A 25,237-nucleotide genomic window follows, 5' to 3' on the forward strand; every position below is an offset into this window, starting at 1 on the left:
GCCATCCGATGGCCGAGCGTTTCCGTGGTTACCTGCCCGTGGTGGTGGATGTGGAGACCGGTGGTTTCAACAGCGCGACCGACGCGCTGCTCGAAATCGCCGCCGTTACCATCGGCATGGACGAAAAAGGCTTCCTGTTCCCGGAGCACACCTACTTCTACCGGGTGGAGCCCTTCGAAGGGGCCAACATCGAACCGGCGGCCCTGGAATTCACCGGTATCAAGTTGGATCACCCGCTGCGCATGGCAGTGAGCGAAGAAACCGCGCTCACCGACATCTTCCGCGGGGTGCGCAAGGCATTGAAGGCCAATGGTTGCAAGCGGGCCATCCTGGTCGGCCACAACAGCAGCTTCGACTTGGGTTTCCTCAATGCTGCCGTGGCGCGCAACGACCTCAAGCGCAACCCGTTCCACCCCTTCTCCAGCTTCGACACGGCTACCCTGGCTGGCCTGGCCTACGGCCAGACCGTCCTGGCCCGAGCCTGCCAAAGTGCCGACATCGACTTCGACGGGCGTGAAGCCCACTCGGCACGCTACGACACCGAGAAGACCGCCGAGCTGTTCTGCGGCATCGTCAACCGCTGGAAGGAAATGGGCGGCTGGCGCGATTTCAACGACTGATCCAGGCGTTGTAAACGGCGAAACATAAAAAAACCGGCCATGAAGGCCGGTTTTTTTATTCGCGTGGCAATTACAGCTTGCCAGCGTTCTCGCTCAGGTAGGCCGCAACACCTTCCGGCGAAGCGGTCATGCCCTTGTCGCCTTTTTTCCAGTTGGCAGGGCAGACTTCGCCGTGCTCTTCGTGGAATTGCAGGGCGTCGACCAGGCGCAGCAGTTCTTCCATGTTGCGGCCCAGCGGCAGGTCGTTGACGATCTGCGAACGGACAACGCCGTTCTTGTCGATCAGGAAGGCGCCACGGAAGGCGACGCCACCTTCGGACTCAACGTCGTAGGCCTTGCAGATCTCGTGGGAGATGTCTGCAGCCAGGGTGTACTTGACCGGGCCGATACCGCCGTTGTTGACGGGGGTGTTACGCCAGGCGTTGTGGGTGAAGTGCGAGTCGATCGACACGCCGATCACTTCCACGCCGCGCGCCTGGAAGTCAGGGATGCGGTGGTCCAGGGCGATCAGCTCGGACGGGCAGACGAAGGTGAAGTCCAGTGGGTAGAAGAACACCAGGCCGTATTTGCCCTTGATGGCCGAAGCCAAGTTGAAGCTGTCGACGATCTCGCCGTTGGCCAGTACGGCTGGAACGGTGAAGTCAGGGGCTTGTTTACCAACGAGTACGCTCATTCGTTATCTCCTTGATGGTGGTGAAATCAGATACCCGGGAGGGTCGACCTGCCCCGGCATCCAGCAAAGGTTGCCCATCATACACGGCTTCGGGTGACAGGCCGAATCCAACCGCCGGTCGCACCGACACAAGGCCGGCGGAAAGTTCTTTGACACGCATTCTCATTACCATTAAGCTCCACCCCATCGAGCCTCAACCATGATGGTCTGACCTTATGTATGTGTGTCTTTGTGTCGGCGTCACCGACGGACAGATCCGCGATGCGATCTATGAAGGATGCTGCAGCTACAAGGAAGTCCGGGCCGCCACCAACGTGGGCAGCCAATGTGGCAAATGTGCATGCCTGGCCAAGCAGGTGGTGCGCGAGACCCTGACCGAACTTCAGGTCAGCCAGCAGGCAGCCCTGCCCTACCCCGTTGAATTCAACGCGGCGTAAATCACCGAAATTCGAAGAACCGGACCTAGTGTCCGGTTTTTTTATGCCTTCAATTCAATAAGTTAGCGTTCGAACGCGGTTCACAAACATTCTTATTCCTATTAATTTTCACTTACTATTCAATAACTTAGGTTTGACAGCGCTCCAGGTCGGGCTCAGACTTCCTGTATTGGCACACTTCAACAGGGCAGGAACCCGACATGAAAGGCGACGTAAGCGTCATCCAGCATCTCAACAAGATCCTCGGAAACGAGCTGGTCGCGATCAACCAGTACTTCCTGCACGCGCGGATGTACGAGGACTGGGGCCTGAACAAACTCGGCAAGCACGAGTACAAGGAATCCATCGACGAGATGAAGCACGCTGACAAATTGATCAAGCGTATTCTTTTCCTCGAAGGCATCCCCAACGTGCAGGACCTGGGCAAGTTGCTGATCGGCGAACACACCAAGGAAATGCTCGAGTGCGACCTGAAGATCGAACAGAAAGGCCTGGTCGACCTCAAGGCGGCCATCGCCCATTGCGAAACCGTCGGTGACTTCGGTTCGCGCGAACTGCTCGAAGACATCCTCGAGTCCGAGGAAGAGCACATCGACTGGCTGGAGACCCAGCTGGGCCTGATCGACAAGGTGGGAATGGAGAACTACCTGCAGTCGCAGATGGGCGAGGAATAAACCTGGATTCGGGCGCGCAGCGTGCTCTGTTCCATATGGAAAAGCCCCGCCTAGGCGGGGCTTTTCTTACCTGCAACGAAAGCGATCAGGCTTCGGAGGCCTTGGCCTTGGCGGCGGCTTCCTTGATCAGGGTTTGCAACTCACCCTTCTCGAACATCTCCAGCATGATGTCGCTGCCGCCGACCAGTTCGCCGCCGACCCACAGTTGTGGGAAGGTCGGCCAATTGGCGTACTTGGGCAGGTTGGCGCGGATTTCCGGGTTCTGCAGGATGTCGACGTAGGCGAACTTCTCGCCACAACCCATAACGGCCTGCGCGGCACGCGCCGAGAACCCGCACTGCGGGGCATTCGGCGAGCCTTTCATGTAAAGCAGAATGGTGTTGTTGGCGATCTGCTCTTTGATTGTTTCGATGATATCCATGAAGCACCTCGGCTGAACTTTCCGACGCGATCGTCGGCACGGTGACGCATTGTAACGGAAAGCCGAGCTGCATGCTCGGCCTTGCCAGCCCCGTTGCGGCCTGCGCATGCACAGCAGCGCCGCTCCCGAGGATTCGCCAGGCGCGGGCCCGCCGACACTCGCGACATGATTCGCGACGCAAGGTTTGCAAAAGGGCCGGCAAGCCGTGTACAACCCACCTGTGGAAAATAAAAAACAGTACGCTCACAAGGGCTTACGACATGCCTTGCAACAGAGCTGCTGGCCCCCCTCTTGGTTTCAGGCGACATTTAATTATAGTATTGCGCCTTCCCCCTATTCCGTCCGCCCCGTGCGGCTTACGCCGCAGGTCGCTCCCGTTGTCAACAAAACCATACGGTCGGCCTGCAAACCGTTGCAGATAAGGTAGTCAATCATGAGCGCTAGGCACTTTCTCTCCCTGATGGATTTCACTGCTGACGAACTGCTCGGCGTGATCCGTCGAGGCATCGAGCTGAAGGACCTGCGCAAGCGAGGCGTGCTGTTCGAACCCTTGAAAAACCGCGTGCTGGGGATGATCTTCGAGAAGTCCTCCACCCGTACTCGCGTGTCGTTCGAGGCCGGCATGATCCAGCTCGGCGGCCAGGCCATCTTCCTCTCGCCCCGCGACACCCAGCTGGGCCGTGGCGAGCCGATCGCCGACAGCGCCATCGTGCTGTCGAGCATGCTCGATGCGGTGATGATCCGCACCCATGCCCACAGCACCCTCACCGAATTCGCCGCCAACTCGCGGGTCCCGGTGATCAACGGCCTGTCCGACGAGTCGCACCCCTGCCAATTGCTGGCCGACATGCAGACCTTCCTCGAGCACCGCGGCTCGATCCAGGGCAAGACCGTGGCCTGGATCGGCGATGGCTTCAACATGTGCAACTCCTACATCGAGGCGGCCCTGCAGTTCGACTTCCAGCTGCGCATCGCCTGCCCGGAAGGCTACGAACCCGATCCACGCTTCCTGGCCCTTGGCGGCGACCGTGTGCACGTCATCCGTGACCCCAAGCAAGCCGTGCAAGGTGCCGACCTGGTGACCACGGATGTCTGGACTTCCATGGGCCAGGAGGAGGAAACTGCACGGCGCCTGGCGCATTTCGCGCCTTACCAGGTCACCCGCGAACTGCTCGACCTGGCGGCACCCGACGCCCTGTTCATGCACTGCCTGCCCGCCCACCGTGGCGAGGAAATCAGCCAGGACCTGCTCGACGACCCTCGTTCGGTCGCCTGGGACCAAGCTGAAAACCGCCTGCATGCACAGAAGGCCCTCCTGGAATTCCTTGTAGAACCGGCTTACCACCACGCATGAGTCAACCGCTATTGCTCAACCTGCGCGACCTGGCCTGTGGCTATGGCGACCAGCGCATCGTCCAGAACCTCAATCTGCACCTGAACGCAGGCGACATCGGTTGCCTGCTGGGTTCCTCAGGTTGTGGCAAGACCACCACCCTGCGGGCCATCGCAGGCTTCGAGCCCGTGCACGAAGGCGAAATCCAGCTGGCCGGCGAGGTCATCTCCCGCGCAGGTTTCACCCTGGCGCCGGAGAAACGCCGGATCGGCATGGTGTTCCAGGACTATGCCCTGTTCCCCCACCTGACCGTGGCGCAGAACATCGCCTTTGGCCTGGGCAAGCATCCACGCCCGAACGAGGTGGTCGAGGAAATGCTCGAGCTGGTCAAGCTCGGCGGCCTGGGCGGGCGTTATCCCCACGAGCTGTCCGGCGGCCAGCAGCAACGGGTCGCCCTGGCCCGCGCCCTGGCACCGGAGCCGCAGTTGCTGCTGCTCGACGAGCCCTTCTCCAACCTGGATGTGGAACTGCGTCGGCGCTTGAGCCATGAAGTGCGCGACATCCTCAAGAGCCGAGGCACCAGCGCGATCCTGGTCACCCATGACCAGGAAGAAGCCTTTGCCGTCAGCGACCAGGTCGGGGTATTCAGGGAAGGCCGCCTGGAGCAGTGGGACACACCCTATAACCTCTACCACGAGCCGCAGACGCCCTTCGTCGCCAGCTTCATCGGCCAGGGCTACTTCATCCGTGGCCAGATGAGCAGCCACGAAGCGGTCAAGACCGAGGTAGGCGAACTGCGCGGCAACCGTGCCTATACCATGGCGCCAGGCAGCTCGGTGGACGTGCTGTTGCGTCCGGACGACATCATCCACTCTCCCGACAGCGACCTGCGGGCGAATATCGTCGGCAAGAGTTTCCTCGGTGCCTCGACCCTGTACCGGCTGCAACTGCCCACCGGCAGCCAGCTGGAGGCGATCTTCCCAAGCCACGTCGACCATCAGGTCGGGCAGGAAGTCGGCATCACCGTGGCCGCCGACCACCTGGTGCTGTTCCCCGTTCCAGGCACTGTCGCGGCGCAGCTGCCACGGCAGGAAAACGGCGTGCGCCGCTACAGCTCGGCGACCTGATCGGCGCATCACCTCTGAGCGGGCTTGGCCCGCTCCTACAGGGGCGAGCTTCAGCCCCGGCCAATCTCGGCGAACGTTCCTTGGGTGTGCTCGGCCAGCACCGCTGCGGCCAGTTCGACCTCCAGCCCACGCCGCCCGGCACTCACATGGATGCTGTCGAATAGCTGCGCCGATGCGTCGATAAACGTGCGCAGGCGCTTCTTCTGCCCCAGCGGGCTGATCCCCCCAACCAGGTAGCCTGTGGAACGCTGCGCCACCGCCGGGTCAGCCATTTCGCACTTCTTGGCGCCTGCTGCGTGGGCCAGCGCCTTGAGGTCTAGCGTGCCCCCTACCGGTACCACCGCCACCAGCAACTCGCCCTTCTCGCTGCTGGCCAGCAGGGTCTTGAACACACGTTGCGGATCGAGCCCCAGCTTTTCAGCTGCTTCAAGGCCATAGGACGCAGATTTCGGATCATGTTCGTAGCTGTGCACGCGATGTTCGGCACGCGCCTTCTTCAAAAGATCGAGGGCGGGGGTCATGTACGGCTCCAGTCGATGGCAAGTCGGCGGCTACTTTAGGCCAATTCCTACAACCCGACCAGCCGCCCGTCTAACTCGGTATTCGGGATCGATGTGTGCAGCCAGAATGTGACTGAGCGTTCACTTTCGACCTTTGACATCAGCGTTTCTTGTCTATATTTTTTCGTTTCTGAATAAATGACACCTTTTAAAGGTGCGTTTCCTACACTTGTCCGGCGTCAACGGGGATAGACACCGGACCTTGCTGTCGAGCGCCCAGTGCCTCACAACAACAAGAAACGAGGTCATACATGACGACTGCTCTACGACAACCGACTTTGTCCGGCCAATGCATGGCCGAATTTCTCGGCACCGCACTGCTCATCTTCTTCGGCACCGGCTGTGTCGCGGCGCTCAAGGTCGCCGGTGCCAGCTTCGGGCTCTGGGAGATCAGCATCATCTGGGGCGTCGGCGTAAGCATGGCGATCTACCTCACCGCCGGCATTTCCGGTGCGCACCTGAACCCGGCCGTGAGCATCGCCCTGTGCCTGTTCGCCGGTTTCGACAAGCGCAAGCTGCCCTTCTACATCCTCGCCCAGGTATGTGGTGCCTTCTGCGCCGCCGCGCTGGTCTACGGGCTGTACAGCAACCTGTTCTTCGATTTCGAACAGGCCCATGCCATGGTCCGCGGCAGCGAGGCCAGCCTGGAGCTGGCGTCGGTGTTTTCCACCTATCCACACCCGGCCCTGTCCATCGCCCAGGCCTTCCTCGTCGAAGTAGTGATCACCGCCATCCTGATGGCTGTGATCATGGCCTTGACCGATGACAACAATGGCCTGCCCCGAGGCGCCATGGCGCCGCTTCTGATCGGCCTGCTGATCGCGGTGATCGGCAGTGCCATGGGCCCGCTGACCGGCTTTGCGATGAACCCGGCACGAGATTTCGGGCCTAAACTGATGACATTCCTGGCCGGCTGGGGCGAAATTGCCTTTACCGGTGGGCGCTCCATTCCCTATTTCCTGGTTCCGGTGTTCGCACCGATCCTCGGCGCATGCCTGGGGGCAGCCCTGTACCGGGGCCTGATCGCCCGCAACCTGCCGATGGCGCAAATCGCGACCCCGCAAACAGACGATAATCCACAGGGCGATACCCAGGCTTCCTGATACTGGCGCGCCGGCAAGACACCCGGCCCCCTGATTTCCCCTATTTTGTGCAAGGCCACCGACATGACAGATTCCCAGGACAAGAACTACATCATCGCCCTGGACCAGGGCACCACCAGTTCGCGGGCCATCATCTTCGACCGGGACGCCAACGTGGTCGGCACCTCCCAGCGCGAGTTCGTGCAGCATTACCCGCAAGCCGGCTGGGTCGAACACGACCCAATGGAAATCTTCGCGACCCAGAGCGCAACCATGGTCGAGGCCCTGGCCCAAGCCGGCATCAGCCATGCCCAAGTCGCCGCACTGGGTATCACCAACCAGCGTGAAACCACGGTGGTCTGGGACAAGGAAACCGGGCGCCCGGTATATAACGCCATCGTCTGGCAATGTCGCCGCAGCACCGAGATCTGCGAGCAGCTCAAGCGCGATGGCCACGCTGCCTATATTCGCCAGACCACCGGCCTGGTCACCGATCCCTATTTCTCCGGCACCAAGCTCAAGTGGATCCTCGACAACGTCGAAGGGGCCCGCGAACGCGCAGAGCGTGGCGAGCTGCTGTTCGGTACGGTCGACACCTGGCTGATCTGGAAATTCTCCGGCGGCAAGGTGCATGTCACCGACTACACCAACGCCTCGCGCACCTTGATGTTCAACATCCACACGCTGGAATGGGACGAGAAGCTCCTGCAGATCCTCGGCATCCCCCGCCAGATGCTGCCGCAGGTACGCCCGTCTTCCGAAGTCTACGGCCACACCAAGAGCGGCATCGCCATCGCCGGCATCGCCGGGGACCAGCAGTCCGCCCTGTTCGGCCAGATGTGCGTCGAACCTGGCCAGGCCAAGAACACCTACGGCACCGGTTGCTTCCTGCTGATGAATACAGGCGACAAGGCGGTGACTTCCTCCCACGGCCTGCTCACCACCATCGCCTGCGGCCCGCGCGGCGAAGTGGCCTATGCGCTGGAAGGCGCTGTGTTCAACGGCGGCTCCACCGTGCAATGGCTGCGCGACGAGCTGAAGATCGTCAATGACGCCTACGACACCGAGTATTTCGCCAGCAAGGTCAAGGACAGCAACGGCGTCTACCTGGTACCGGCCTTTACCGGCCTGGGCGCTCCCTACTGGGACCCTTATGCCCGCGGCGCGTTGTTCGGCTTGACCCGGGGCGTCAAGGTCGACCACATCATCCGCGCCGCCCTGGAGTCGATCGCCTACCAGACCCGCGACGTGCTCGACGCCATGCAGCAGGACTGCGGCCAGCGCCTGAGCGAACTGCGCGTGGACGGCGGTGCGGTAGCCAACAACTTCCTGATGCAGTTCCAGGCCGACATCCTCGGTACCTGCGTGGAGCGACCGAAGATGCGCGAAACCACAGCCCTGGGCGCCGCCTACTTGGCAGGCCTGGCTTGTGGCTTCTGGAGCGGCCTGGATGAACTGCGCGACAAGGCGATCATCGAGCGTGAGTTCAGCCCGCAGTTGGACGAAGCGCAGAAGGAAAAACTCTACAAAGGTTGGCGCAAGGCCGTGGACCGCACGCGCGACTGGGAAGATCACGAGGCCTGAACCTGCAGATCTCATATCGCCTGGCCCGCCCTATCGCCGGCAAGCCGGCTCCTACCTGCCCTGCGCTGTTTTCCTAGACATCGCCGTACCTGTGGGAGCCGGCTTGCCGGCGATAGGGCCAGAACAGGCAATACGCCGAACCTGTGGTAGCAGGCTGGCCGTCATCTCCGTCCTACGGCATCATTGCAGCATTTGCCCGGCTGCCCCAAAGGACCGCCCATGAATCTGCCCCCCCGCCAACAACAAATCCTCGAACTGGTGCGCGAGCGTGGTTACGTCAGTATCGAAGAAATGGCGCAGTTGTTCGTCGTAACCCCCCAAACCATCCGCCGCGACATCAACCAACTCGCCGAAGTGAACCTGCTGCGGCGTTACCACGGCGGCGCAGCATACGACTCCAGCATCGAGAACACGGCCTACGCCATGCGCGCCGACCAGATGCGCGACGAGAAGCAGCGCATCGCCGAGGCCGTGGCCCGGCAAATTCCCGATCATGCCTCATTGTTCATCAACATCGGCACCACCACCGAATCGATCGCTCGCGCCCTGCTCAATCACAACCACCTCAAGGTCATCACCAACAACCTGCATGTAGCAGCGATCCTGGGCGCCAAGGATGATTTCGAAGTCCTGGTCGCCGGCGGCACCGTACGCCGGGATGGTGGCGTGGTCGGCCAAGCCAGTGTCGATTTCATCAACCAGTTCAAGGTCGATTTCGCCTTGGTCGGCATCAGTGGCATCGACGAGGACGGCAGCCTGCTGGACTTCGATTACCAGGAAGTGCGGGTTTCCCAGGCGATCATCACCAATGCCCGCCAGGTGATCCTTGCCGCCGACTCCAGCAAGTTCGGACGCAACGCCATGGTACGCCTCGGCTCGATCAGCCTGGTCGACTGCCTGGTGACCGACCAGCAACCTACCCCTGCCCTTGCCCAGCTATTGAGCCAGCACAAGGTTCGCCTCGAAGTGGTCTGAAAGACCCGATCGCCCGCGCCTACGGCATGCCCGTAGAAGCGGGCTCGTCCCGAGACCGACTGCCCTTTCGGTCTCGATGTTCACTATTGTTCACTTCTTTGTAATCCGATCAGTTTTTTCTATAGAGACTGACTGGCGGACGCCTTTTCGTTGCGCTAGTATTTTCGAAAACGAACATCAATGTTCACTTTCGATGTGAATCGCGCCCCAGGAGGCCTTGCCGTGTCCCAGTTCGCTCCGCCCCAGCCCCCCCTCGCCGATTGCTACGACCTTGCCGTGATCGGGGGGGGCATCAATGGCGTGGGTATTGCCGCCGACGCGGCCGGACGCGGGCTGAAGGTGTTCCTTTGCGAAAAGGACGACCTGGCCAGCCACACCTCTTCGGCCAGCAGCAAATTGATCCATGGGGGCCTGCGCTACCTCGAGCATTACGAATTCCGCCTGGTCCGCGAGGCATTGGCCGAGCGTGAGGTCTTGCTGGCCAAAGCACCGCACATCGTCAAACCGATGCGCTTCGTCCTGCCTCATCGTCCGCACCTGCGCCCAGCCTGGATGATCCGCGCCGGCCTGTTCCTCTACGACCACCTGGGCAAGCGCAAGCGCCTGGGTGCCTCCCGCAGCCTGCGCTTCGGCCCGGGCAACCCCCTCAAGCCGGCCATCACCCGTGGCTTCGAATACGCAGACTGCGCAGTGGACGATGCTCGACTGGTCGTGCTCAACGCCATGGCGGCCCGCGAGAAAGGCGCGCACATCCATACCCGCACCCGCTGCCTGCGCGCCGAGCGGGTCGATGGCGTCTGGGAAGTCGAGCTGCTGCACGCCGACGGCCGCCAGCAGAGCATCCGTGCCCGCGCCCTGGTCAACGCTGCGGGTCCATGGGTCGCCAGCTTCATCAAGGACGATCTGAAACTCGATGCCCCGTATGGCATTCGCCTGATCCAGGGCAGCCACATCATCGTCCCACGCCTGTACGAGGGCGAACATGCCTACATCCTGCAGAACGAGGACCAGCGCATCGTGTTCGCCATTCCGTACCTCGAGCGCTTCACCCTGATCGGCACCACCGACCGCGAATACAGCGGCGATCCTGCCAAGGTGGCGATCACTGAAGCTGAAACGGATTATTTGCTCAATGTGGTGAACGAGCATTTCAACCACCAGCTCGGTCGGGCCGATATCCTGCACACCTACTCGGGCGTGCGCCCGTTGTGCAATGACGAATCGGACAACCCCTCGGCCGTGACCCGCGACTACACCCTGGCGCTGTCCGCCAGCGAGGGCCAGGCCCCGCTGCTGTCGGTGTTCGGCGGCAAGCTGACCACCTACCGGAAACTGGCCGAATCGGCCATGGCCGAGCTCAAGCCTTTCTTTACCCAGATGCGCGAAAGCTGGACGGCCGGCGCCGCGCTGCCTGGGGGAGAAAACATGACCACCGTCCAGGCGCTGGTGGACGCCATACTGGCCCGGTATGACTGGCTGCCCGTGGCGATCGCCACACGCTGGGCCAAGACCTACGGCAGCCGCACCTGGCGGCTGCTCGAAGGCGCCCAAGGGCCGGAAGATCTGGGCCAGTCCATAGGCGCGGGCCTGTTCACCCGTGAAGTGGATTACCTCTGCGCCGAGGAGTGGGCTGGCAGCGCCGAAGACATCCTGTGGCGCCGTAGCAAGCTCGGCCTTTTCACCAGCGAAGCCGAACGGCAAACCTTGGACGAATACCTGCAGCAAGCCCAGACCAGACGCGGATCGGCACAGGCCGCCTGACACGCGCAGCCTCAGGCCGGGTGGCGCTCGTAGGCTTCCCTGGCCAGGGCTCGCATCAGGGCCCGCCTGGCTGACTCATATTCCAGGCGCAGGCGCTCGGATTCCTGTACGTAGTCAAATTCCCGAACGGCCCGGGCGGATTCCGTCTGCTCCTGCCCAGCCGCTTCTGCGGCCGCGGCAGCCTTGGCCAGGCGTTCCTGGAACGGTTCGACCAGCGCATCGAACCGATCGGCATAGCGTTGCTGCACGTAATCGTGCCAGAACGGTCGCTGCGCCAAGGAATCAATGATTGCTTCCGGAGTTTCGAGCCTGGCGATCTCGTTTTGCGCAGAAAGCAGGTCACTGTCCCTGACCTTGGCAAAGCTGGGATGATGCATCCTGTCCAGCTCAATCGGCAGGTGATAGCGCTTGGCCATCCTCAATCGATAGGCGAGGATGATTTCAAGTTCATCGATGCCCATGGCCTCGGCCGCACGAAGCCTGTCGATGTGCTGCCGGGCAATGGTATCGACCAGGTCCAGTCGATAGAACGAGCGCCCCAGCTGGACCAACCGGCTTTCGAGCTGCGCTGGGGGAACGTCTTCGATACCTCTGAGCACCAACAAGCCGACTTCAAGCTGGTTGAGTACCATCACAGGGCGGTCGTCGCAAGTCGCGGTGCCGAACTGCACACGAAACAAGTGCTCCCGGACAGCTTCGCTCTGCTCGCAAGCATCCAGGATCCGCCAAATGCGACGCTGCAGATGCTCGGCATGTTCGATGAAATCGTCGCTGTCCGCCAGATGCGCGAGAAAATGGAACAGTTCCTGTGAATCAGGCTCTTCGCGCAAGCGATTCCAGGTCGCTTCCCGTCGCCCTCGCAGTGCCTTGTCTGCGGTCCTGGTCCAGGCCCGACGTACGACTGCCTCCTCCAGCATCGGTCGATGCGAACCGCTTCCCTGCAACTGCTCCAGGTACTGCTCTGACGCAGGGTCCAACGGATTGCCATGCAGGTTCAGGCGCCGCCAGGATGCGATCATCCCATGCACGTTCTGACGCAGCCGCCTGATGCCGTTGTCGCGGGCGTTCACATAGGCCCGCCAGGGCATTTCCCGCACCGGGTCGGGGGCTTCGGTGAGGTCTGCCAGACGCAGCCCCAGGTGGCGCAGGTTCGGCAAATGGGCAAGCGCTGGGCAACGCCCCATCGGGTTGCCCCCGACCTCCACCACTTCGAGGCGGGACAACCCAGCCAAACGTTGGTCGACCAGAGGACTCGCGACGATCTGGTTGCCCGACAGCGTCAGGTGCCTGAGCCGACGCAACAGTCGCAGGCCCGCAGGAACGGTCGTCAACTGGTTGCCATGCAGGTCGAGGGTATCGAGATTGGCGAAACGCCTCAGGAACGCAGGATCCAGCGCCTCCAGATTCATCTTGCGCAATACCAGCCGCCGCACGTGGCTGAAATCGATACTCGCAGGCAATGTCGGAAGCTCATCCACCGGCTCACCGTCGATCACCAGTTCGTATTCGCCATCGGCACCTACCAGCTTGCGTCGCCAGCATCGGCGTATCGTGTCAGCGACCCGACGCCGCCTCAACAGATCAAGCGGATTGCGCCAACGCCCCTGCCAATCGCTCAGGGCGCTACGCAGCTCAGACAGTTGCTGCTGGAGTTCCACGTAATGACTCCACAGGCTGGTGCTTCCTCCCCTGGCCTGACGCAGGTACGTATCCAGCTCTTCTTCGCTGAGGGTCGGATAGATCTGGTGGATGCCTCGCCTGATCGCCCGTGTGCTGCTTTCCGGCCGACCGCTCAAGGCATAGCCCAGCCGCCCGTCGGCGAACCGTCGAGGCAGCCGCCATTGCGCTTGCGACTCCATGCCGAGCAGCCTTGCAAGCTGCTGACGATTGTCGCGAGCCTGTTCCAGCAACCACCTGCTCAGTTGCGAAACGCTGGCCCTGGGACCGATCTGTGCCATCTGCGCCGGCCCCATCGTACGTAGCAGCATCGTCATCAGGCCACCCTCGGGTTCGAGCGAGCTGGCAGCGAGCTCCCCCAGCAACCGATAGCCGTGTTCGCCTTTGACGATGCAATGCGTCGTTCCAGCCTCCTGCGGACCGGCAGCGGCAAGCAACACCCCCTGTCCATTGCCGACGCGCAACTCCACCCGCACCGAACCGGGCCAGGGCGCCCGTTCGCCGATCAAGCCCAGGGCCAGTTTTTCAGTGTCGGCGTTGACTGCCTGGCTCAAGCGCAGCCCCAGGCAGGCGCGATCAAGACGGCTGTCGTATAGATACTGGCGAACCCGCTGCGCCATGGCCAACGGAACGCGCGAGGACGCCAGCAGTGCATCGACCTGATCACTGCTGGATTGCTCGAGGACTTCTTGCGCCCCCCGCCACGTCAGGTCGTGGTATTGGCCTAGCAGCAAGGTTTGTGCCTGGCTCGGCTCACCTGGCGCAGCGCCGATATGAATCTGAGACAGCAGCGTCTGTGAGCCTGCAGAGGAGGCTTTGTACGCCTGAAAACGCGCCTTGGTATCGAGCAGGCGTGCCGGGACGGGGCCGTTTTCCACGCGCAATCGGCGCAACTGGTCAATGCTCAGCCCTGTGATCGCCAACAGATCTTCGGCCTCGCTCTCCAGCAGTTCGGCGAACTCACTTCCTGCCAGGCCTTCCAGCAGGTGCCCGGCACTGCGCAGGCCGTGGGGTTGATCGGGATCATGGGCCAATCTGGCCTGACCATCCCTGACCCGCGGGTGCAGGTCATCGACGAAGGGAACGCGTCGGAAACCATGGACGACTCCCGCCAGGGGCACCTGTGACGAACAGATCCTGCGCCACGCCATACACGTGATCCAACGCGCCCTGGCGATCGCCCAGGCGCCAGCTTCGATAGCCGTCGAACACCTCCTCCGCCAATTCCACGGCGCACTCCAGCAACAGCAGCTCACCCAGCACCGGCACGAACATCCCGGCCAGGCCCAGCAGACTGAATCCGGCGCTCTTCATTTCCTGAAGGCGTGCATGCCGGCTGGCCATGTCCTCATCCCCGGTGGGCACCGCCAGGGCGCGGGCGTTTTCAACGATGCTTTCCATCTGCACCGCTCGCAGATATTGGAACAGGTCACCCGGGATGACGAAATGACGCCCATCGAGCTCGACCGGCGCTCCTGCTGCCGTGTTCGACAGCGCCTTTGCCAGAGCGCTGTCGAACGAGAGCCGGTCCTCTTCCTTGATGAAACGGGCAAAGAAACGTCGATAGGCCTGCTGACGCAGGCGACTTGCCAGGGAGCGGTACAACGAAGCCCAGCTTCGATGCCAACCTACAGCTTGCTGCGGGTCGCCCGGGATCCAAGCGACCACGCCCTCCACGGGTGCGTCGCGATCAGCCCGCAGCTCCAGTGTGACCACGCCCGCCACGCGCTTGCCCAGCAGCCAGAGCTGGCAAGGCGTGACCACTCCGGCGCAGCGCTGGGCATTCGGATCGACAAGGGTTATGGGCAGTGCTTGCCGGTAGCTGGCTTCATCAAGCGCCCCCTTGAGCGCGGCCATGCGCACCGCCGCTTCCATCCGTGCGCGAAGGCTGTCTTCGAACAACCGCTCGACAGCTTGCCGCGCGTGCCCTTCAGCATGCCCGGGCCGCTCGGCGGGCAACAGCACGCTGGCAATCTTGTGCTGGTACGCCCCGCCAATATCCACTTGCCTGCACAATCTGACGAAGACTTCGAAGCTCAGCGCCAACCGAACACCCTGCGCATTCTGCAACTGCGCCTTGCGAAAGATCGAAGGCTTGGTCTCTTCCTGGTGATAGTTGTGCAGCGCGGCGGCCAATGCACTCTGCCGGGAATGGTAAGTGAACCGAGGCGCATAGAGTTTCGATGCAGCCGAAGGCAGCTCCACGCTCTGCTCGATGGCGACCCAGATACGCCTTGGATCAGGGTCGGCCAAGCCTGCCTTGCGTAACGCTGGTGTAAGCAATGAAACGGCGAACTCATCCAGCGCCGGGATCTGTCGCAACAGATGTCCCAGCCGCTCTGTGCTTTCCTGCTCCCTGCGCAACGCTTGGTGAAATGCAGTGCGCTGATCGGGTGCAGCTTGCCTGAACCAATCCGGCAACCGCTGCGCAATCAAAGCGTCGATCGAATCCATGGGAAAGGACTGCATGGGCACAACCTCTTGACGTCGAAAGACATCAGTCGATCATTTGCCCGCCATTGCCCAGCGGCATTTATTAGCTACCTGTGTGCCGATTGCGGAAACATCTCGCAGGCACCCGTTCGGATTTCCGAATGATCACTACGCACCCATTCGGAAAACCGTACACCTAAACCTTCGCGCAATCGTCAAAAAACATTAATGCTCCCGTGTTTTCGGGCTTTATGATCGATATCAGGGCTTGGCACGACTCATGCTCTACACTCAATAGCCGAATGCACCCGCTTCTTGCTGTATTCGTAGAACGAAGAGTCCGCCAACGACTCCATAAAAAAAACAACGTCGAGGAAAATTTGATGCGTATCGTTCGTCAACTGTTGGGCGCCGCCATCGCGGCTGCGGTCATCGCTTCGCCCGCCATGGCCGAAGAGCTGACCGGCACCCTGAAGAAGATCAAGGATTCGGGCACCATCACCCTGGGCCACCGCGACTCCTCCATTCCGTTTTCCTATCTGGCAGGCAAGCCACAGCCTGTGGGCTACTCCCACGACATCCAGCTGGCCGTCGTCGAAGCGCTGAAAAAACAGCTCAACGTGCCTGACCTCAAGGTGCGCTACAACCTCGTCACCTCCCAGACCCGCATCCCGCTGGTGCAGAACGGCACCGTGGACCTGGAGTGCGGCTCCACCACCAACAACGTCGAACGCCAGCAACAGGTCGGCTTCTCGGTGGGCATCTTCGAAGTCGGTACCCGTCTGCTGACCAAGGTCAAGGACGGTCAACCGGCCTACAAGGACTTCCCGGACCTGGCCGGCAAGAACGTGGTGACCACCGCCGGCACCACCTCCGAGCGCATCCTCAAGGCGATGAACGCCGACAAGCAGATGAAGATGAACGTGATCTCCGCAAAAGACCACGGCGAAGCCTTCAACATGCTCGAAAGCGGCCGCGCCGTGGCCTTCATGATGGACGACGCCCTGCTGGCCGGCGAGATGGCCAAGGCACGCAAGCCTGCAGACTGGGTCATCACCGGCACGCCACAGTCCTACGAGATCTACGGCTGCATGGTGCGCAAGGGTGACGAGGCGTTCAAGAAAGCGGTCGATGACGCCATCATCGCTTACTTCAAGTCGGGCGAAGTCAACAAGAGCTACGAGAAGTGGTTCCAACAGCCGATCCCGCCAAAGGGCCTGAACCTGAACTTCCCGATGAGCGAAGAGCTGAAAAAACTGATCGCCGAGCCGACCGACAAGGCGGCAGACGAGAAAAAGTCCTGATCCTCAGCCAGTGGCCGGGTGCTCGAGCCGAGCAGTAAACAACCCGACAGGCCACTCATTAGTGTCTAACCTTTCAACCGAGGGCGTTCGCCGCCCTCGGTTGCTCGAAGGTGCCCATGAAACAACCGTCTGAGGGGAAATCCCGATGAATTACAACTGGGACTGGGGCGTGTTCTTCAAGTCCACGGGCGTGGGTAGCGAAACCTACCTGGACTGGTACATCGCCGGTCTGGGCTGGACCATCGCCATTGCCATCTCCGCCTGGATCATCGCCTTGCTGCTGGGCTCGCTGCTCGGCGTGATGCGCACCGTGCCGAACCGCCTGGTGTCGGGCATCGCCACCGCCTACGTGGAGCTGTTCCGCAACGTGCCGCTGCTGGTGCAGCTGTTCATCTGGTACTTCCTGGTACCCGACCTGCTGCCGGAGGGCTTGCAGGAATGGTTCAAGCAAGACCTCAACCCGACCACCTCGGCGCTGATCAGCGTGGTCATCTGCCTGGGCTTGTTCACCGCCGCACGGGTCTGCGAACAGGTGCGCACCGGCATCCAGGCCCTGCCCCGAGGCCAGGAAGCCGCCGCCCGCGCCATGGGCTTCACCCTGCCGCAGATCTACAACAACGTGCTGCTGCCCCAGGCGTACCGGATCATCATTCCGCCACTTACCTCGGAATTCCTGAACGTATTCAAGAACTCCTCGGTGGCTTCGCTGATCGGCCTGATGGAGCTGCTGGCGCAGACCAAGCAGACCGCCGAGTTCTCCGCCAACCTCTTCGAAGCCTTCACCTTGGCCACCCTGATCTACTTCACCCTCAACATGGGTCTGATGCTGCTCATGCGCATGGTCGAGAAGAAAGTCTCGGTACCTGGCCTGATTTCCGTGGGGGGCAAGTAAATGGAAATGGACTTCAGCGAAATCATCCCTGCCCTGCCAGCCCTCTGGGAAGGCATGGTCATGACGCTCCAACTGATGGTCATGGGCGTGGTCGGCGGTATCGTGCTGGGTACGATCCTGGCGCTGATGCGCCTGTCGTCGAGCAAGCTGCTGTCGAACCTGGCCGGTGCCTACGTCAACTACTTCCGCTCCATCCCGCTGCTGCTGGTGATCACCTGGTTCTACCTGGCGGTGCCGTTCGTGCTGCGCTGGATCACCGGCGAAGACACCCCGGTGGGTGCCTTCACCTCCTGCGTGGTGGCGTTCATGATGTTCGAGGCCGCGTACTTCTGCGAAATCGTGCGTGCCGGGGTGCAGTCGATCTCCAAGGGTCAGATGGGCGCCGCGCAGGCACTGGGCATGACCTATGGCCAGACCATGCGTCTGATCATCCTGCCCCAGGCATTCCGCAAGATGACCCCATTGCTGCTGCAACAGAGCATCATCCTGTTCCAGGACACCTCGCTGGTCTACACCGTGGGCCTGGTGGACTTCCTCAACTCGGCCCGCTCCAACGGCGATATCATCGGGCGCTCCCATGAGTTCCTGATCTTCGCCGGTGTCGTCTACTTCCTCATCAGCTTCTCCGCTTCGTGGCTGGTCAAGCGCCTGCAAAAAAGGATCACCGTATGATTTCCATCAAGAACGTCAACAAGTGGTACGGGGACTTCCAGGTGCTGACCGACTGCAGCACCGAGGTCAAGAAAGGCGAGGTGGTAGTGGTCTGCGGCCCATCCGGCTCGGGCAAGTCCACCCTGATCAAGTGCGTCAACGCCCTGGAGCCGTTCCAGAAAGGTGACATCGTCGTCGACGGCACCTCGATCGCCGACCCCAAGACCAACCTGCCCAAACTGCGTTCGCGGGTGGGCATGGTGTTCCAGCACTTCGAACTGTTCCCGCACCTGTCGATCACCGAGAACCTGACCATCGCCCAGCGCAAGGTGCTCGGCCGCAGCGAAGCGGAAGCCACCAAGAAGGGCCTGGCCCTGCTTGACCGCGTCGGCCTGGGCGCCCACGCCAAGAAACACCCCGGCCAGCTCTCTGGTGGCCAGCAACAGCGCGTGGCCATCGCCCGCGCGCTGTCGATGGACCCGATCGTCATGCTGTTCGACGAACCGACCTCGGCGCTGGACCCGGAGATGGTCAACGAAGTGCTGGACGTGATGGTCGAATTGGCCCACGAGGGCATGACCATGATGTGCGTGACCCACGAGATGGGCTTTGCCCGCAAGGTGGCCAACCGGGTGATCTTCATGGACAAGGGCAGCATCATCGAGGATTGCCAGAAGGAAGACTTCTTCGGCAACCCTGAAGGCCGCCACGAACGCACCCAGCATTTCCTCAGCAAGATCCTGCAGCACTGAGTCGGCCCGTGCCGCTGCCCGGTGCATCCGGGCAGCGGACGCTGGTCGTGACAAGGCCACTGTGATGAAATGCGACCCCTCGCTCCTTCGCCCTGCCCAACCTGTCGTGAAATCCCGCTTGATCCGCCAATTGCTGCTGCCGCCCCTGATCATCCTGCTGATGGTCGGCCTGGGCCTGGTCGGCTACCTGTTCAGCGAGAACAACGGCATCCGCACCTTGAGTGAAAACGGCGAGCGCCAGCTCGAGCTGCATGCGCGCACGGTCGAGAGCGAAATCAGCAAGTACACCTACCTGCCGAGCCTGCTGGAGCTCGAGGACAGCGTCTCGCGCCTGCTCACCGACCCGGACGGCGGCTATCGCCAGACGGTCAACGAATACCTCGAAGGCCTGAACCGCCGCAGCCGCAGCCGGGCCATCTTCGTGCTCGATACCAGCGGCCGGGTCCAGGCCACCAGCAACTGGCGCGACGCCGACTCCTTCCTGGGCGAGGACCTGTCGTTCCGCGCCTACTTCCAGGACGCCGTGCGCGGCGAGCCCGGGCGCTTCTATGGCATCGGCAGCACCACCGGCGAAGCCGGCTACTACCTGGCCCATGGGCTGGAAGAACACGGCAAGATCATCGGCGTGGCGGTGATCAAGGTCCGCCTGGACACCCTCGAAGAGCGCTGGCAGCGCGCGCGCCTGGAGGCGTTCGTCAGTGACGAGAACGGCATCATCATTCTCTCCAGCGACCCGGCCCGCCGGCTCAAGTCGGTACGCCCGCTCACCCCGCAGATCAAGGAACGTCTGGCGCGCAGCCTGCAGTACTACTGGTGGCCACTGAACGAGTTGCAACCCTTGGCCCGCGAAACCCTGGCCGATGGCGTAGAAAAGCTCACCTTCCCGGCCAACAGCGAAGGTGGCCAGGGCAAACCGCAGAACATGGCCTACCTGGCCCAGACCCGACGCCTGGTCGACACCCCCTGGCATTTCACCCTGCTCACGCCGCTGCAGGATTTACACCGTGAATCCATGGTGCAAGGCATCCTGGTGGGCGTGGCCTTCGCCCTGCTGACCATCCTGGCTATCGCCTGGAACGAACGGCGCAAGGTGATCGCCACCCGCCTCGCCGCCCGCGAGGCCCTGGAAGAAGCCAACAGCCAGCTGGAGCGACGCATTGCCGAGCGCACCGCCGACCTGCGCGCCAGCAACGAGCGTCTCAAGGGGCAGATCCGCGAACGCCGGCATGCCGAACAGACTCTGCGTCATGCCCAGGACGAGCTGGTCCAGGCCGGCAAGCTGGCGGCCATCGGGCAAATGTCCACCAGCATCGCCCATGAGCTCAACCAGCCGCTGGCCGCCCTGCGTACGTTGTCGGGCAATACCGTGCGCTTCCTTGAGCGTGGCGCCCTGGAAACCGCCAGTACCAACCTGCGCACCATGAACGACCTGATCGACCGCATGGGGCGCATCACCGCCAGCCTGCGCTCCTTCGCCCGGCGTGGCGACGACAGCGGCCAGGCCTCGCTGAACAAGGCCGTGGAAGCCAGCCTACAGGTGCTGGGCAACCGAATCGCCGGCTGCAACCTGCAATTGCACCGTCAGTTCGACGACCAGCTACTGGCCATCGATCAGACCCGCCTGGAGCAGATCCTGGTCAACCTGATCGGCAACGCCCTGGACGCCATGGCCAGCCAGCCCCAGCCGCAGCTCTGGCTGGAAGGCGAGGCACAGGGCGACAAATACCGCCTGCGGGTGCGCGACAACGGCCACGGCATCGACGCCGAGGCGCGCAAGCACCTGTTCGAACCCTTCTTCACCACCAAACCGGGCGAGCATGGCCTGGGCCTGGGCCTGACCCTGTCGGCGAGCCTTGCCGCCGCCGCCAAGGGTTCCTTGGGCGTCGAGCATCCCGCCAGCGGCGGTACCGCCTTCGTCCTCGCCCTGCCCCTGGCCACGCCTACCGGCACATCGGCTGAACCACTATGAATAAAGGGTCCCCATGAACCAAGCACCCTTGACCGTCCTGATCGTCGAAGACGACCCCCACGTGCTGCTGGGTTGCCAGCAGGCCCTGGCCTTGGAAGACATCGCCTGCGAAGGCGTGGGCAGTGCCGAACAGGCCCTGGAACGCATCGGCGACGACTTCGCCGGTATCGTCGTCAGCGACATCCGCCTGCCGGGCATGGATGGCCTGGAACTGCTCGGCCGCCTCAAGGCGCGCGATCGCAGCCTGCCGGTGGTGCTGATCACCGGCCACGGCGATATCGACATGGCCGTGGGCGCCATGCGTAACGGCGCCTACGACTTCATGGAGAAACCGTTCTCCCCGGAGCGCCTGGTAGAGGTAGTACGCCGCGCCCTGGAGCAACGCGGCCTCTCCCGTGAAGTGCATGCCCTGCGGCGCCAACTGGCTGGTCAGAGCACCCTCGAAGGCCGCATCATCGGCCGCTCGCCAGCCATGCAGAACCTGCGCGAACTCATCGCCAACGTCGCCGATACGTCGGCCAACGTGCTCATCGAAGGCGAGACCGGCACTGGCAAGGAGCTGGTCGCCCGCTGCCTGCACGACTTCAGCCGGCGCCAGGGCCAGCCCTTCGTTGCGCTCAATTGCGGCGGGCTGCCGGAGAACCTGTTCGAAAGCGAGATCTTCGGCCATGAGGCCAACGCCTTCACCGGTGCCGGCAAGCGGCGTATCGGCAAGATCGAGCACGCCAATGGCGGCACGCTGTTCCTCGATGAGGTGGAGAGCATGCCGATCAACCTGCAGATCAAGCTGCTGCGCGTGCTGCAGGAACGCACCTTGGAACGCCTGGGTTCGAACCAGAGCATCCCGGTGGATTGCCGGGTGATCGCTGCCACCAAGTCGGACCTGGACGCCATGGGCCAGACCGGCCAGTTCCGCAGCGACCTCTACTATCGCCTGAACGTGGTCACCCTGGAGCTACCGCCCCTGCGTGAGCGGCGCGAGGACATCCTGCAACTGTTCGAACATTTCCTTCAGCAGTCGGCCTTGCGCTTCGACCGCGAAGTGCCGGAGCTCGACAGCCAGACCGTGTCGCGCCTGATGGCCCACGACTGGCCGGGCAACGTGCGCGAACTGCGCAACGTCGCCGAGCGCCATGCCCTGGGCCTGCCGGCGTTCAAGAAGAGCGCAGGCGGCGCCAGCCAGGGGCTGGGGTTCGCCGAGGCGGTGGAGGCTTTCGAGCGCAACCTGCTCAGCGACGCCCTGCAACGCACCGGCGGCAACCTCAGCCAGGCCAGCCAGGAACTGGGCATGGCCAAGACCACGCTGTTCGACAAAGTGAAGAAATACGGCCTGAGCTGAACCAAGGAAAGCCAACGTGGACCTGATACTCAAGGCCAGCCTGGGCGCCGCCGTCGTGGTGCTGCTGGCCATTCTTTCCAAGACGCGCAACTACTACATCGCCGGGTTGGTGCCGCTGTTTCCGACCTTCGCCCTGATCGCCCACTACATCGTCGGCAAGGGCCGGTCGTTGGCTGACTTGAAGACCACCATCCTGTTCGGCATGTGGTCGATCATTCCCTATTTCATCTACCTGGCGACGTTGTACGTGCTGGTCGACAGGATGCGCCTGGAGGCCTCGCTAGCGCTGGCCACGGTGGCCTGGCTGGTGGCGGCGACGGCGTTGGTCACCTTGTGGATGCGCTTTCACTGAAAGCACCCGGGGCCGCGTTGCGGCCCAATCGCGGCACAAGGCCGCTCCTACAGGGTCTGTGACGGTCCGGTTACAGAAGCCCTGCCACATGCCTTGGCGCTTCGCGATGCGATTTCAGGTACGGCAGCACCGCCGCCAGCAACGGCCCCTTGAACGGCTCCTGGAAACGATGGGCCAAGCCCGGAATCAAACGCAGCTGGCTGCCCCGGATATGGGCCGCCAGGTGCACGCCATGCATCACCGGCAACAGCGGGTCGGCCGTGCCATGCACCACTAACGTCGGCACGCGCAGCTGGTTGAGCAGCGCCACCCGGCTCGGCTCGGCGAGGATCGCCATGATCTGGCGCTTCACGCCGTCCGGGTTGAACGCTCGGTCATAGGCGTCCGCGGCCTGTTGCAGCAACACCGCGCGCTCATCGGTGATCTCGGGGCTGCCCAAGGCGGCCAGCAGGTCGGCCTGATGCTCGATAGCCACCGACCGGTTGGGTGCATCGCGGCGCGCCAGCAACTGCACCAGCGCTGGGCTGGGCGCCGGCAAGCCTTCGTCGCCGGAACTGGACATCACCAGCGTCAGGCTACGCACGCGCTGCGGGGCCATGGCCGCCAAGCGCTGGGCGATCATGCCACCCATGCTCACCCCTAGCACATGGAACTGCTCGATGTTCAGCGCATCCATCAGCCGCAACCCGTCGCTGGCCATGTCGGTCAGGGTATAGGGCGCGGCCACCGGCAGCCCCAGCTTGTAGCGCAGCAGTTCGACGGTCAGGCTAGCCGAGGCCGGCATTCGGTTCCAGCGCGACAAGCCGACATCGCGATTGTCGTAGCGGATGACGCGAAAACCCTGCCGGCACAAGGCCTCGACCACATCGTCGGGCCAATGGATCAATTGCCCGCCCAGGCCCATGACCAGCAGCAACGCAGGGTCCGACGGCGCACCGACGCTTTGGTAGACCAGGCTCAGTTCGCCCAGCTCGGCCCGTTGCACCGGCACCTGGGCGTCGCAGCGCTGGGCGGCCGCAGCGGCCGGCACGCTGACCAACAAGAATAAAAAGACCAATAAAGCCCGCATGAAAGAAACACCAGAATGCAGATCCCCAGTAGATCGCGAGTCTGATGAAAACCTTTCGAGCGCGCTGCCACAAAACCATGACAGTTTGATTAAGGCTGCCGAGCGGTCATACGCAGCCACCTCGACAGCCACACGCAACATGAGGGAAACTCAAGCACCGTACCCCATTACCCAGAGTTACCCCCGGAGCCACCTGTGCTGGAAATCCGCCACCTGAAAACCCTTCATGCCTTGCGCGAGGCCGATAGCCTGGTGGAAGCCGCCGAGCGCCTGCACCTGACCCAGTCGGCGCTGTCGCATCAGTTCAAGGAACTGGAAGAACGCCTGGGCATGGCGCTGTTCGTGCGCAAGACCAAGCCGATCCGCTTCACCAGCGCCGGCCTGCGCCTGTTGCAACTGGCCGATGCCACCCTGCCCCTGCTGCGCGGTGCCGAGCGCGACATCGCCCGCCTGGCAGGCGGTACCGCCGGGCGCCTGCACATGGCCATCGAGTGTCATAGCTGCTTCCAATGGCTGATGCCCACCATCGACCAGTTCCGCGATGCCTGGCCGGAAGTGGAGCTGGACCTGGCCTCAGGCTTCGCCTTCGCCCCATTGCCGGCCCTGGCCCGGGGCGACCTCGACCTGGTGGTGACCTCCGACCCGGTGGACCTGGCCGGCATCACCTACGTGCCGCTGTTCACCTACGAGGCGATGCTCGCCGTGGCCAACCAGCACCCGCTGGCCAGCAAGCCCTACATCGTGCCTCAGGACCTTTTGGACCAGACCTTGATCACCTACCCGGTGGAACGCGACCGCCTGGACATCTTCACTCGCTTCCTGGAGCCGGCCGATATCGAGCCGGCCGCGGTGCGCACGTCGGAGCTGACCGTGATGATGATGCAGTTGGTGGCCAGCGGCCGTGGCGTATGCGGCATCCCCCATTGGGCGCTGCACGAGTACAGCTCGCGAGGCTACGTCAAGGGCAAGCGCCTGGGCGAAAAGGGCCTGTTCGCCACGCTCCACGCTGCGGTGCGCACCGACATGCTCGACGCCCCCTACATGCGCGATTTCCTGCTGACGGCCAAGGACACCTCGTTCTCGACCCTCGATGGCGTCAGCGCGGTGCGTTGAGCGCCTCGCGGTAGAGCGGCAGGATCAGGTCGCGGGTCAGCGGCGCCAGTTCGAGATCGAGCGCATCATCGGCCGCCAACCACTTCACTTCCTCGATTTCTGCCGCCGGGCTCACGGCGTCGCTGCTGTCGACGCGAAACAGCTCGGCCACCACCTGGAAACCCGGCTCGTTGGCGGCTGGGGCGGTGAATTGCCCCAGATAGCGAGCGTTCTGCGGGTCCAGGCGCAGGCCCAGTTCCTCGTGCAGCTCCCGTACCAGCGCCGCTTGTGGGGTTTCGCCGGTATCGATCTTGCCACCCGGCTGCATGAAGGCCTGGGTGCCGCGCTTGCGTACCAGCAAGGTACGCCCTTGGGCGTCGATCAGCAGGGCGGCGGCGATACGGAGGGTCTTGGACATGGGAGCTCGCTAAACAACAGGAAAAGACGGGCAAGAATCACA

The 25,237-nt window shown here is 62.6% G+C and carries 24 protein-coding genes; 17 read left to right on the forward strand and 7 right to left on the reverse strand.

The window, feature by feature from the left end; all coding sequences use genetic code 11:
- The first annotated feature begins 8 nt into the window (after positions 1-8).
- Positions 9-620 carry a ribonuclease T gene (rnt, locus tag ACNFG0_RS07860; protein WP_230381177.1) on the forward strand — a complete coding sequence of 204 codons (612 nt, stop codon included), beginning with the start codon at positions 9-11 and terminating at the stop codon, positions 618-620.
- Positions 621-690: 70 nt separating this feature from the next.
- Here rnt and ACNFG0_RS07865 read toward each other — a convergent pair whose 3' ends face one another.
- Positions 691-1,293, reverse strand: a complete 603-nt coding sequence (locus ACNFG0_RS07865) for a peroxiredoxin (protein ID WP_196144236.1) — start codon at positions 1,291-1,293, stop codon at positions 691-693.
- Between the two features lie 215 nt (positions 1,294-1,508).
- Between ACNFG0_RS07865 and ACNFG0_RS07870 the strand changes: the two genes are divergently transcribed.
- Both ACNFG0_RS07870 and bfr read left to right on the forward strand, forming a co-directional pair.
- Positions 1,509-1,730 (forward strand): bacterioferritin-associated ferredoxin, encoded by a 222-nt coding sequence (locus tag ACNFG0_RS07870; RefSeq protein WP_196144237.1) that lies wholly within the window; start codon positions 1,509-1,511, stop codon positions 1,728-1,730.
- 200 nt (positions 1,731-1,930) lie between these two features.
- Positions 1,931-2,404: a bacterioferritin gene (bfr, locus tag ACNFG0_RS07875; RefSeq protein WP_196144238.1), complete on the forward strand. Its 474-nt coding sequence runs from the start codon at positions 1,931-1,933 to the stop codon at positions 2,402-2,404.
- Between the two features lie 85 nt (positions 2,405-2,489).
- On the opposite strand, the gene grxD is transcribed toward bfr, so the two are convergent.
- The gene (gene grxD, locus ACNFG0_RS07880; protein ID WP_043206518.1) at positions 2,490-2,825 is read right to left on the reverse strand and encodes a Grx4 family monothiol glutaredoxin; all 336 of its coding nucleotides are present in this window, start codon (positions 2,823-2,825) and stop codon (positions 2,490-2,492) included.
- 433 nt (positions 2,826-3,258) lie between these two features.
- Between grxD and argF the strand changes: the two genes are divergently transcribed.
- Positions 3,259-4,179 carry an ornithine carbamoyltransferase gene (gene argF, locus ACNFG0_RS07885; protein ID WP_416764410.1) on the forward strand — a complete coding sequence of 307 codons (921 nt, stop codon included), beginning with the start codon at positions 3,259-3,261 and terminating at the stop codon, positions 4,177-4,179.
- Positions 4,176-5,285: an ABC transporter ATP-binding protein gene (locus ACNFG0_RS07890; protein WP_196144240.1), complete on the forward strand. Its 1,110-nt coding sequence runs from the start codon at positions 4,176-4,178 to the stop codon at positions 5,283-5,285. The genes argF and ACNFG0_RS07890 overlap by 4 nt, the downstream gene beginning before the upstream one ends.
- 50 nt (positions 5,286-5,335) lie before the next feature.
- Here ACNFG0_RS07890 and ybaK read toward each other — a convergent pair whose 3' ends face one another.
- A complete protein-coding gene (gene ybaK / locus ACNFG0_RS07895; RefSeq protein WP_196155479.1) occupies positions 5,336-5,806 on the reverse strand; it encodes a Cys-tRNA(Pro) deacylase in 471 nt (156 codons plus the stop codon).
- Between the two features lie 290 nt (positions 5,807-6,096).
- Here ybaK and ACNFG0_RS07900 point away from each other — a divergent pair, with 290 nt between their 5' ends.
- The 4 genes from ACNFG0_RS07900 (at position 6,097) to glpD (ending at position 11,247) form a co-directional block, all read left to right on the forward strand.
- Entirely contained in the window at positions 6,097-6,948 is an 852-nt protein-coding gene (locus ACNFG0_RS07900; RefSeq protein ID WP_196144242.1) for an MIP/aquaporin family protein, read from the forward strand.
- Positions 6,949-7,011: 63 nt separating this feature from the next.
- The gene (gene glpK, locus ACNFG0_RS07905) at positions 7,012-8,511 is read left to right on the forward strand and encodes a glycerol kinase GlpK (RefSeq protein WP_196155480.1); all 1,500 of its coding nucleotides are present in this window, start codon (positions 7,012-7,014) and stop codon (positions 8,509-8,511) included.
- A gap of 219 nt (positions 8,512-8,730) precedes the next feature.
- On the forward strand, positions 8,731-9,486 hold the full coding sequence (glpR, locus tag ACNFG0_RS07910; RefSeq protein ID WP_196144244.1) for a DNA-binding transcriptional repressor GlpR: 756 nt from the start codon (positions 8,731-8,733) through the stop codon (positions 9,484-9,486).
- Between the two features lie 180 nt (positions 9,487-9,666).
- The gene (gene glpD, locus ACNFG0_RS07915; protein ID WP_416764411.1) at positions 9,667-11,247 is read left to right on the forward strand and encodes a glycerol-3-phosphate dehydrogenase; all 1,581 of its coding nucleotides are present in this window, start codon (positions 9,667-9,669) and stop codon (positions 11,245-11,247) included.
- Between the two features lie 11 nt (positions 11,248-11,258).
- Here glpD and ACNFG0_RS07920 read toward each other — a convergent pair whose 3' ends face one another.
- Positions 11,259-13,958, reverse strand: coding sequence for an NEL-type E3 ubiquitin ligase domain-containing protein (locus tag ACNFG0_RS07920; protein WP_416764412.1), 2,700 nt, complete (start codon positions 13,956-13,958; stop codon positions 11,259-11,261).
- A gap of 34 nt (positions 13,959-13,992) precedes the next feature.
- Complete coding sequence (locus ACNFG0_RS07925; protein ID WP_416764413.1) at positions 13,993-15,393, reverse strand: dermonecrotic toxin domain-containing protein; 1,401 nt, start codon at positions 15,391-15,393, stop codon at positions 13,993-13,995.
- Positions 15,394-15,740: 347 nt separating this feature from the next.
- Here ACNFG0_RS07925 and ACNFG0_RS07930 point away from each other — a divergent pair, with 347 nt between their 5' ends.
- The 7 genes from ACNFG0_RS07930 (at position 15,741) to ACNFG0_RS07960 (ending at position 22,616) form a co-directional block, all read left to right on the forward strand.
- Positions 15,741-16,661: a glutamate/aspartate ABC transporter substrate-binding protein gene (locus tag ACNFG0_RS07930; protein ID WP_084856003.1), complete on the forward strand. Its 921-nt coding sequence runs from the start codon at positions 15,741-15,743 to the stop codon at positions 16,659-16,661.
- A 145-nt stretch (positions 16,662-16,806) separates the two neighbouring features.
- Entirely contained in the window at positions 16,807-17,553 is a 747-nt protein-coding gene (locus ACNFG0_RS07935) for an amino acid ABC transporter permease (RefSeq protein WP_196144247.1), read from the forward strand.
- On the forward strand, positions 17,554-18,225 hold the full coding sequence (locus ACNFG0_RS07940) for an amino acid ABC transporter permease (RefSeq protein WP_196144248.1): 672 nt from the start codon (positions 17,554-17,556) through the stop codon (positions 18,223-18,225).
- Entirely contained in the window at positions 18,222-18,956 is a 735-nt protein-coding gene (locus ACNFG0_RS07945; protein ID WP_043206506.1) for an amino acid ABC transporter ATP-binding protein, read from the forward strand. The genes ACNFG0_RS07940 and ACNFG0_RS07945 overlap by 4 nt, the downstream gene beginning before the upstream one ends.
- 64 nt (positions 18,957-19,020) lie before the next feature.
- Positions 19,021-20,925 carry a sensor histidine kinase gene (locus tag ACNFG0_RS07950; protein WP_416764414.1) on the forward strand — a complete coding sequence of 635 codons (1,905 nt, stop codon included), beginning with the start codon at positions 19,021-19,023 and terminating at the stop codon, positions 20,923-20,925.
- A gap of 13 nt (positions 20,926-20,938) precedes the next feature.
- Complete coding sequence (locus ACNFG0_RS07955) at positions 20,939-22,264, forward strand: sigma-54-dependent transcriptional regulator (protein WP_196144250.1); 1,326 nt, start codon at positions 20,939-20,941, stop codon at positions 22,262-22,264.
- Positions 22,265-22,289: 25 nt separating this feature from the next.
- Positions 22,290-22,616, forward strand: coding sequence for a GlpM family protein (locus ACNFG0_RS07960; protein ID WP_196144340.1), 327 nt, complete (start codon positions 22,290-22,292; stop codon positions 22,614-22,616).
- A gap of 70 nt (positions 22,617-22,686) precedes the next feature.
- Here ACNFG0_RS07960 and ACNFG0_RS07965 read toward each other — a convergent pair whose 3' ends face one another.
- Entirely contained in the window at positions 22,687-23,685 is a 999-nt protein-coding gene (locus tag ACNFG0_RS07965) for an alpha/beta fold hydrolase (RefSeq protein WP_416764415.1), read from the reverse strand.
- Positions 23,686-23,880: 195 nt separating this feature from the next.
- Here ACNFG0_RS07965 and metR point away from each other — a divergent pair, with 195 nt between their 5' ends.
- The gene (gene metR / locus ACNFG0_RS07970; RefSeq protein WP_196144252.1) at positions 23,881-24,798 is read left to right on the forward strand and encodes a transcriptional regulator MetR; all 918 of its coding nucleotides are present in this window, start codon (positions 23,881-23,883) and stop codon (positions 24,796-24,798) included.
- Here metR and ACNFG0_RS07975 read toward each other — a convergent pair.
- Complete coding sequence (locus ACNFG0_RS07975) at positions 24,782-25,195, reverse strand: NUDIX hydrolase (RefSeq protein ID WP_196144253.1); 414 nt, start codon at positions 25,193-25,195, stop codon at positions 24,782-24,784. The genes metR and ACNFG0_RS07975 overlap by 17 nt on opposite strands.
- Positions 25,196-25,237: the final 42 nt, after the last annotated feature.

The sequence above is a fragment of the Pseudomonas sp. NY15372 genome (assembly GCF_048068215.1).
GTDB lineage: Bacteria > Pseudomonadota > Gammaproteobacteria > Pseudomonadales > Pseudomonadaceae > Aquipseudomonas > Aquipseudomonas guariconensis_A.

Coding starts and splice junctions, on each gene's coding strand:
- rnt (WP_230381177.1), top strand. CDS start 9: ATGGCCGAGCGTTTCCGTGGTTACCTGCCCGTGGTGGTGGATGTGGAG.
- ACNFG0_RS07865 (WP_196144236.1), bottom strand. CDS start 1,293: ATGAGCGTACTCGTTGGTAAACAAGCCCCTGACTTCACCGTTCCAGCC.
- ACNFG0_RS07870 (WP_196144237.1), top strand. CDS start 1,509: ATGTATGTGTGTCTTTGTGTCGGCGTCACCGACGGACAGATCCGCGAT.
- bfr (WP_196144238.1), top strand. CDS start 1,931: ATGAAAGGCGACGTAAGCGTCATCCAGCATCTCAACAAGATCCTCGGA.
- grxD (WP_043206518.1), bottom strand. CDS start 2,825: ATGGATATCATCGAAACAATCAAAGAGCAGATCGCCAACAACACCATT.
- argF (WP_416764410.1), top strand. CDS start 3,259: ATGAGCGCTAGGCACTTTCTCTCCCTGATGGATTTCACTGCTGACGAA.
- ACNFG0_RS07890 (WP_196144240.1), top strand. CDS start 4,176: ATGAGTCAACCGCTATTGCTCAACCTGCGCGACCTGGCCTGTGGCTAT.
- ybaK (WP_196155479.1), bottom strand. CDS start 5,806: ATGACCCCCGCCCTCGATCTTTTGAAGAAGGCGCGTGCCGAACATCGC.
- ACNFG0_RS07900 (WP_196144242.1), top strand. CDS start 6,097: ATGACGACTGCTCTACGACAACCGACTTTGTCCGGCCAATGCATGGCC.
- glpK (WP_196155480.1), top strand. CDS start 7,012: ATGACAGATTCCCAGGACAAGAACTACATCATCGCCCTGGACCAGGGC.
- glpR (WP_196144244.1), top strand. CDS start 8,731: ATGAATCTGCCCCCCCGCCAACAACAAATCCTCGAACTGGTGCGCGAG.
- glpD (WP_416764411.1), top strand. CDS start 9,667: ATGTTCACTTTCGATGTGAATCGCGCCCCAGGAGGCCTTGCCGTGTCC.
- ACNFG0_RS07925 (WP_416764413.1), bottom strand. CDS start 15,393: ATGCAGTCCTTTCCCATGGATTCGATCGACGCTTTGATTGCGCAGCGG.
- ACNFG0_RS07930 (WP_084856003.1), top strand. CDS start 15,741: ATGCGTATCGTTCGTCAACTGTTGGGCGCCGCCATCGCGGCTGCGGTC.
- ACNFG0_RS07935 (WP_196144247.1), top strand. CDS start 16,807: ATGAATTACAACTGGGACTGGGGCGTGTTCTTCAAGTCCACGGGCGTG.
- ACNFG0_RS07940 (WP_196144248.1), top strand. CDS start 17,554: ATGGAAATGGACTTCAGCGAAATCATCCCTGCCCTGCCAGCCCTCTGG.
- ACNFG0_RS07945 (WP_043206506.1), top strand. CDS start 18,222: ATGATTTCCATCAAGAACGTCAACAAGTGGTACGGGGACTTCCAGGTG.
- ACNFG0_RS07950 (WP_416764414.1), top strand. CDS start 19,021: ATGAAATGCGACCCCTCGCTCCTTCGCCCTGCCCAACCTGTCGTGAAA.
- ACNFG0_RS07955 (WP_196144250.1), top strand. CDS start 20,939: ATGAACCAAGCACCCTTGACCGTCCTGATCGTCGAAGACGACCCCCAC.
- ACNFG0_RS07965 (WP_416764415.1), bottom strand. CDS start 23,685: ATGCGGGCTTTATTGGTCTTTTTATTCTTGTTGGTCAGCGTGCCGGCC.
- ACNFG0_RS07975 (WP_196144253.1), bottom strand. CDS start 25,195: ATGTCCAAGACCCTCCGTATCGCCGCCGCCCTGCTGATCGACGCCCAA.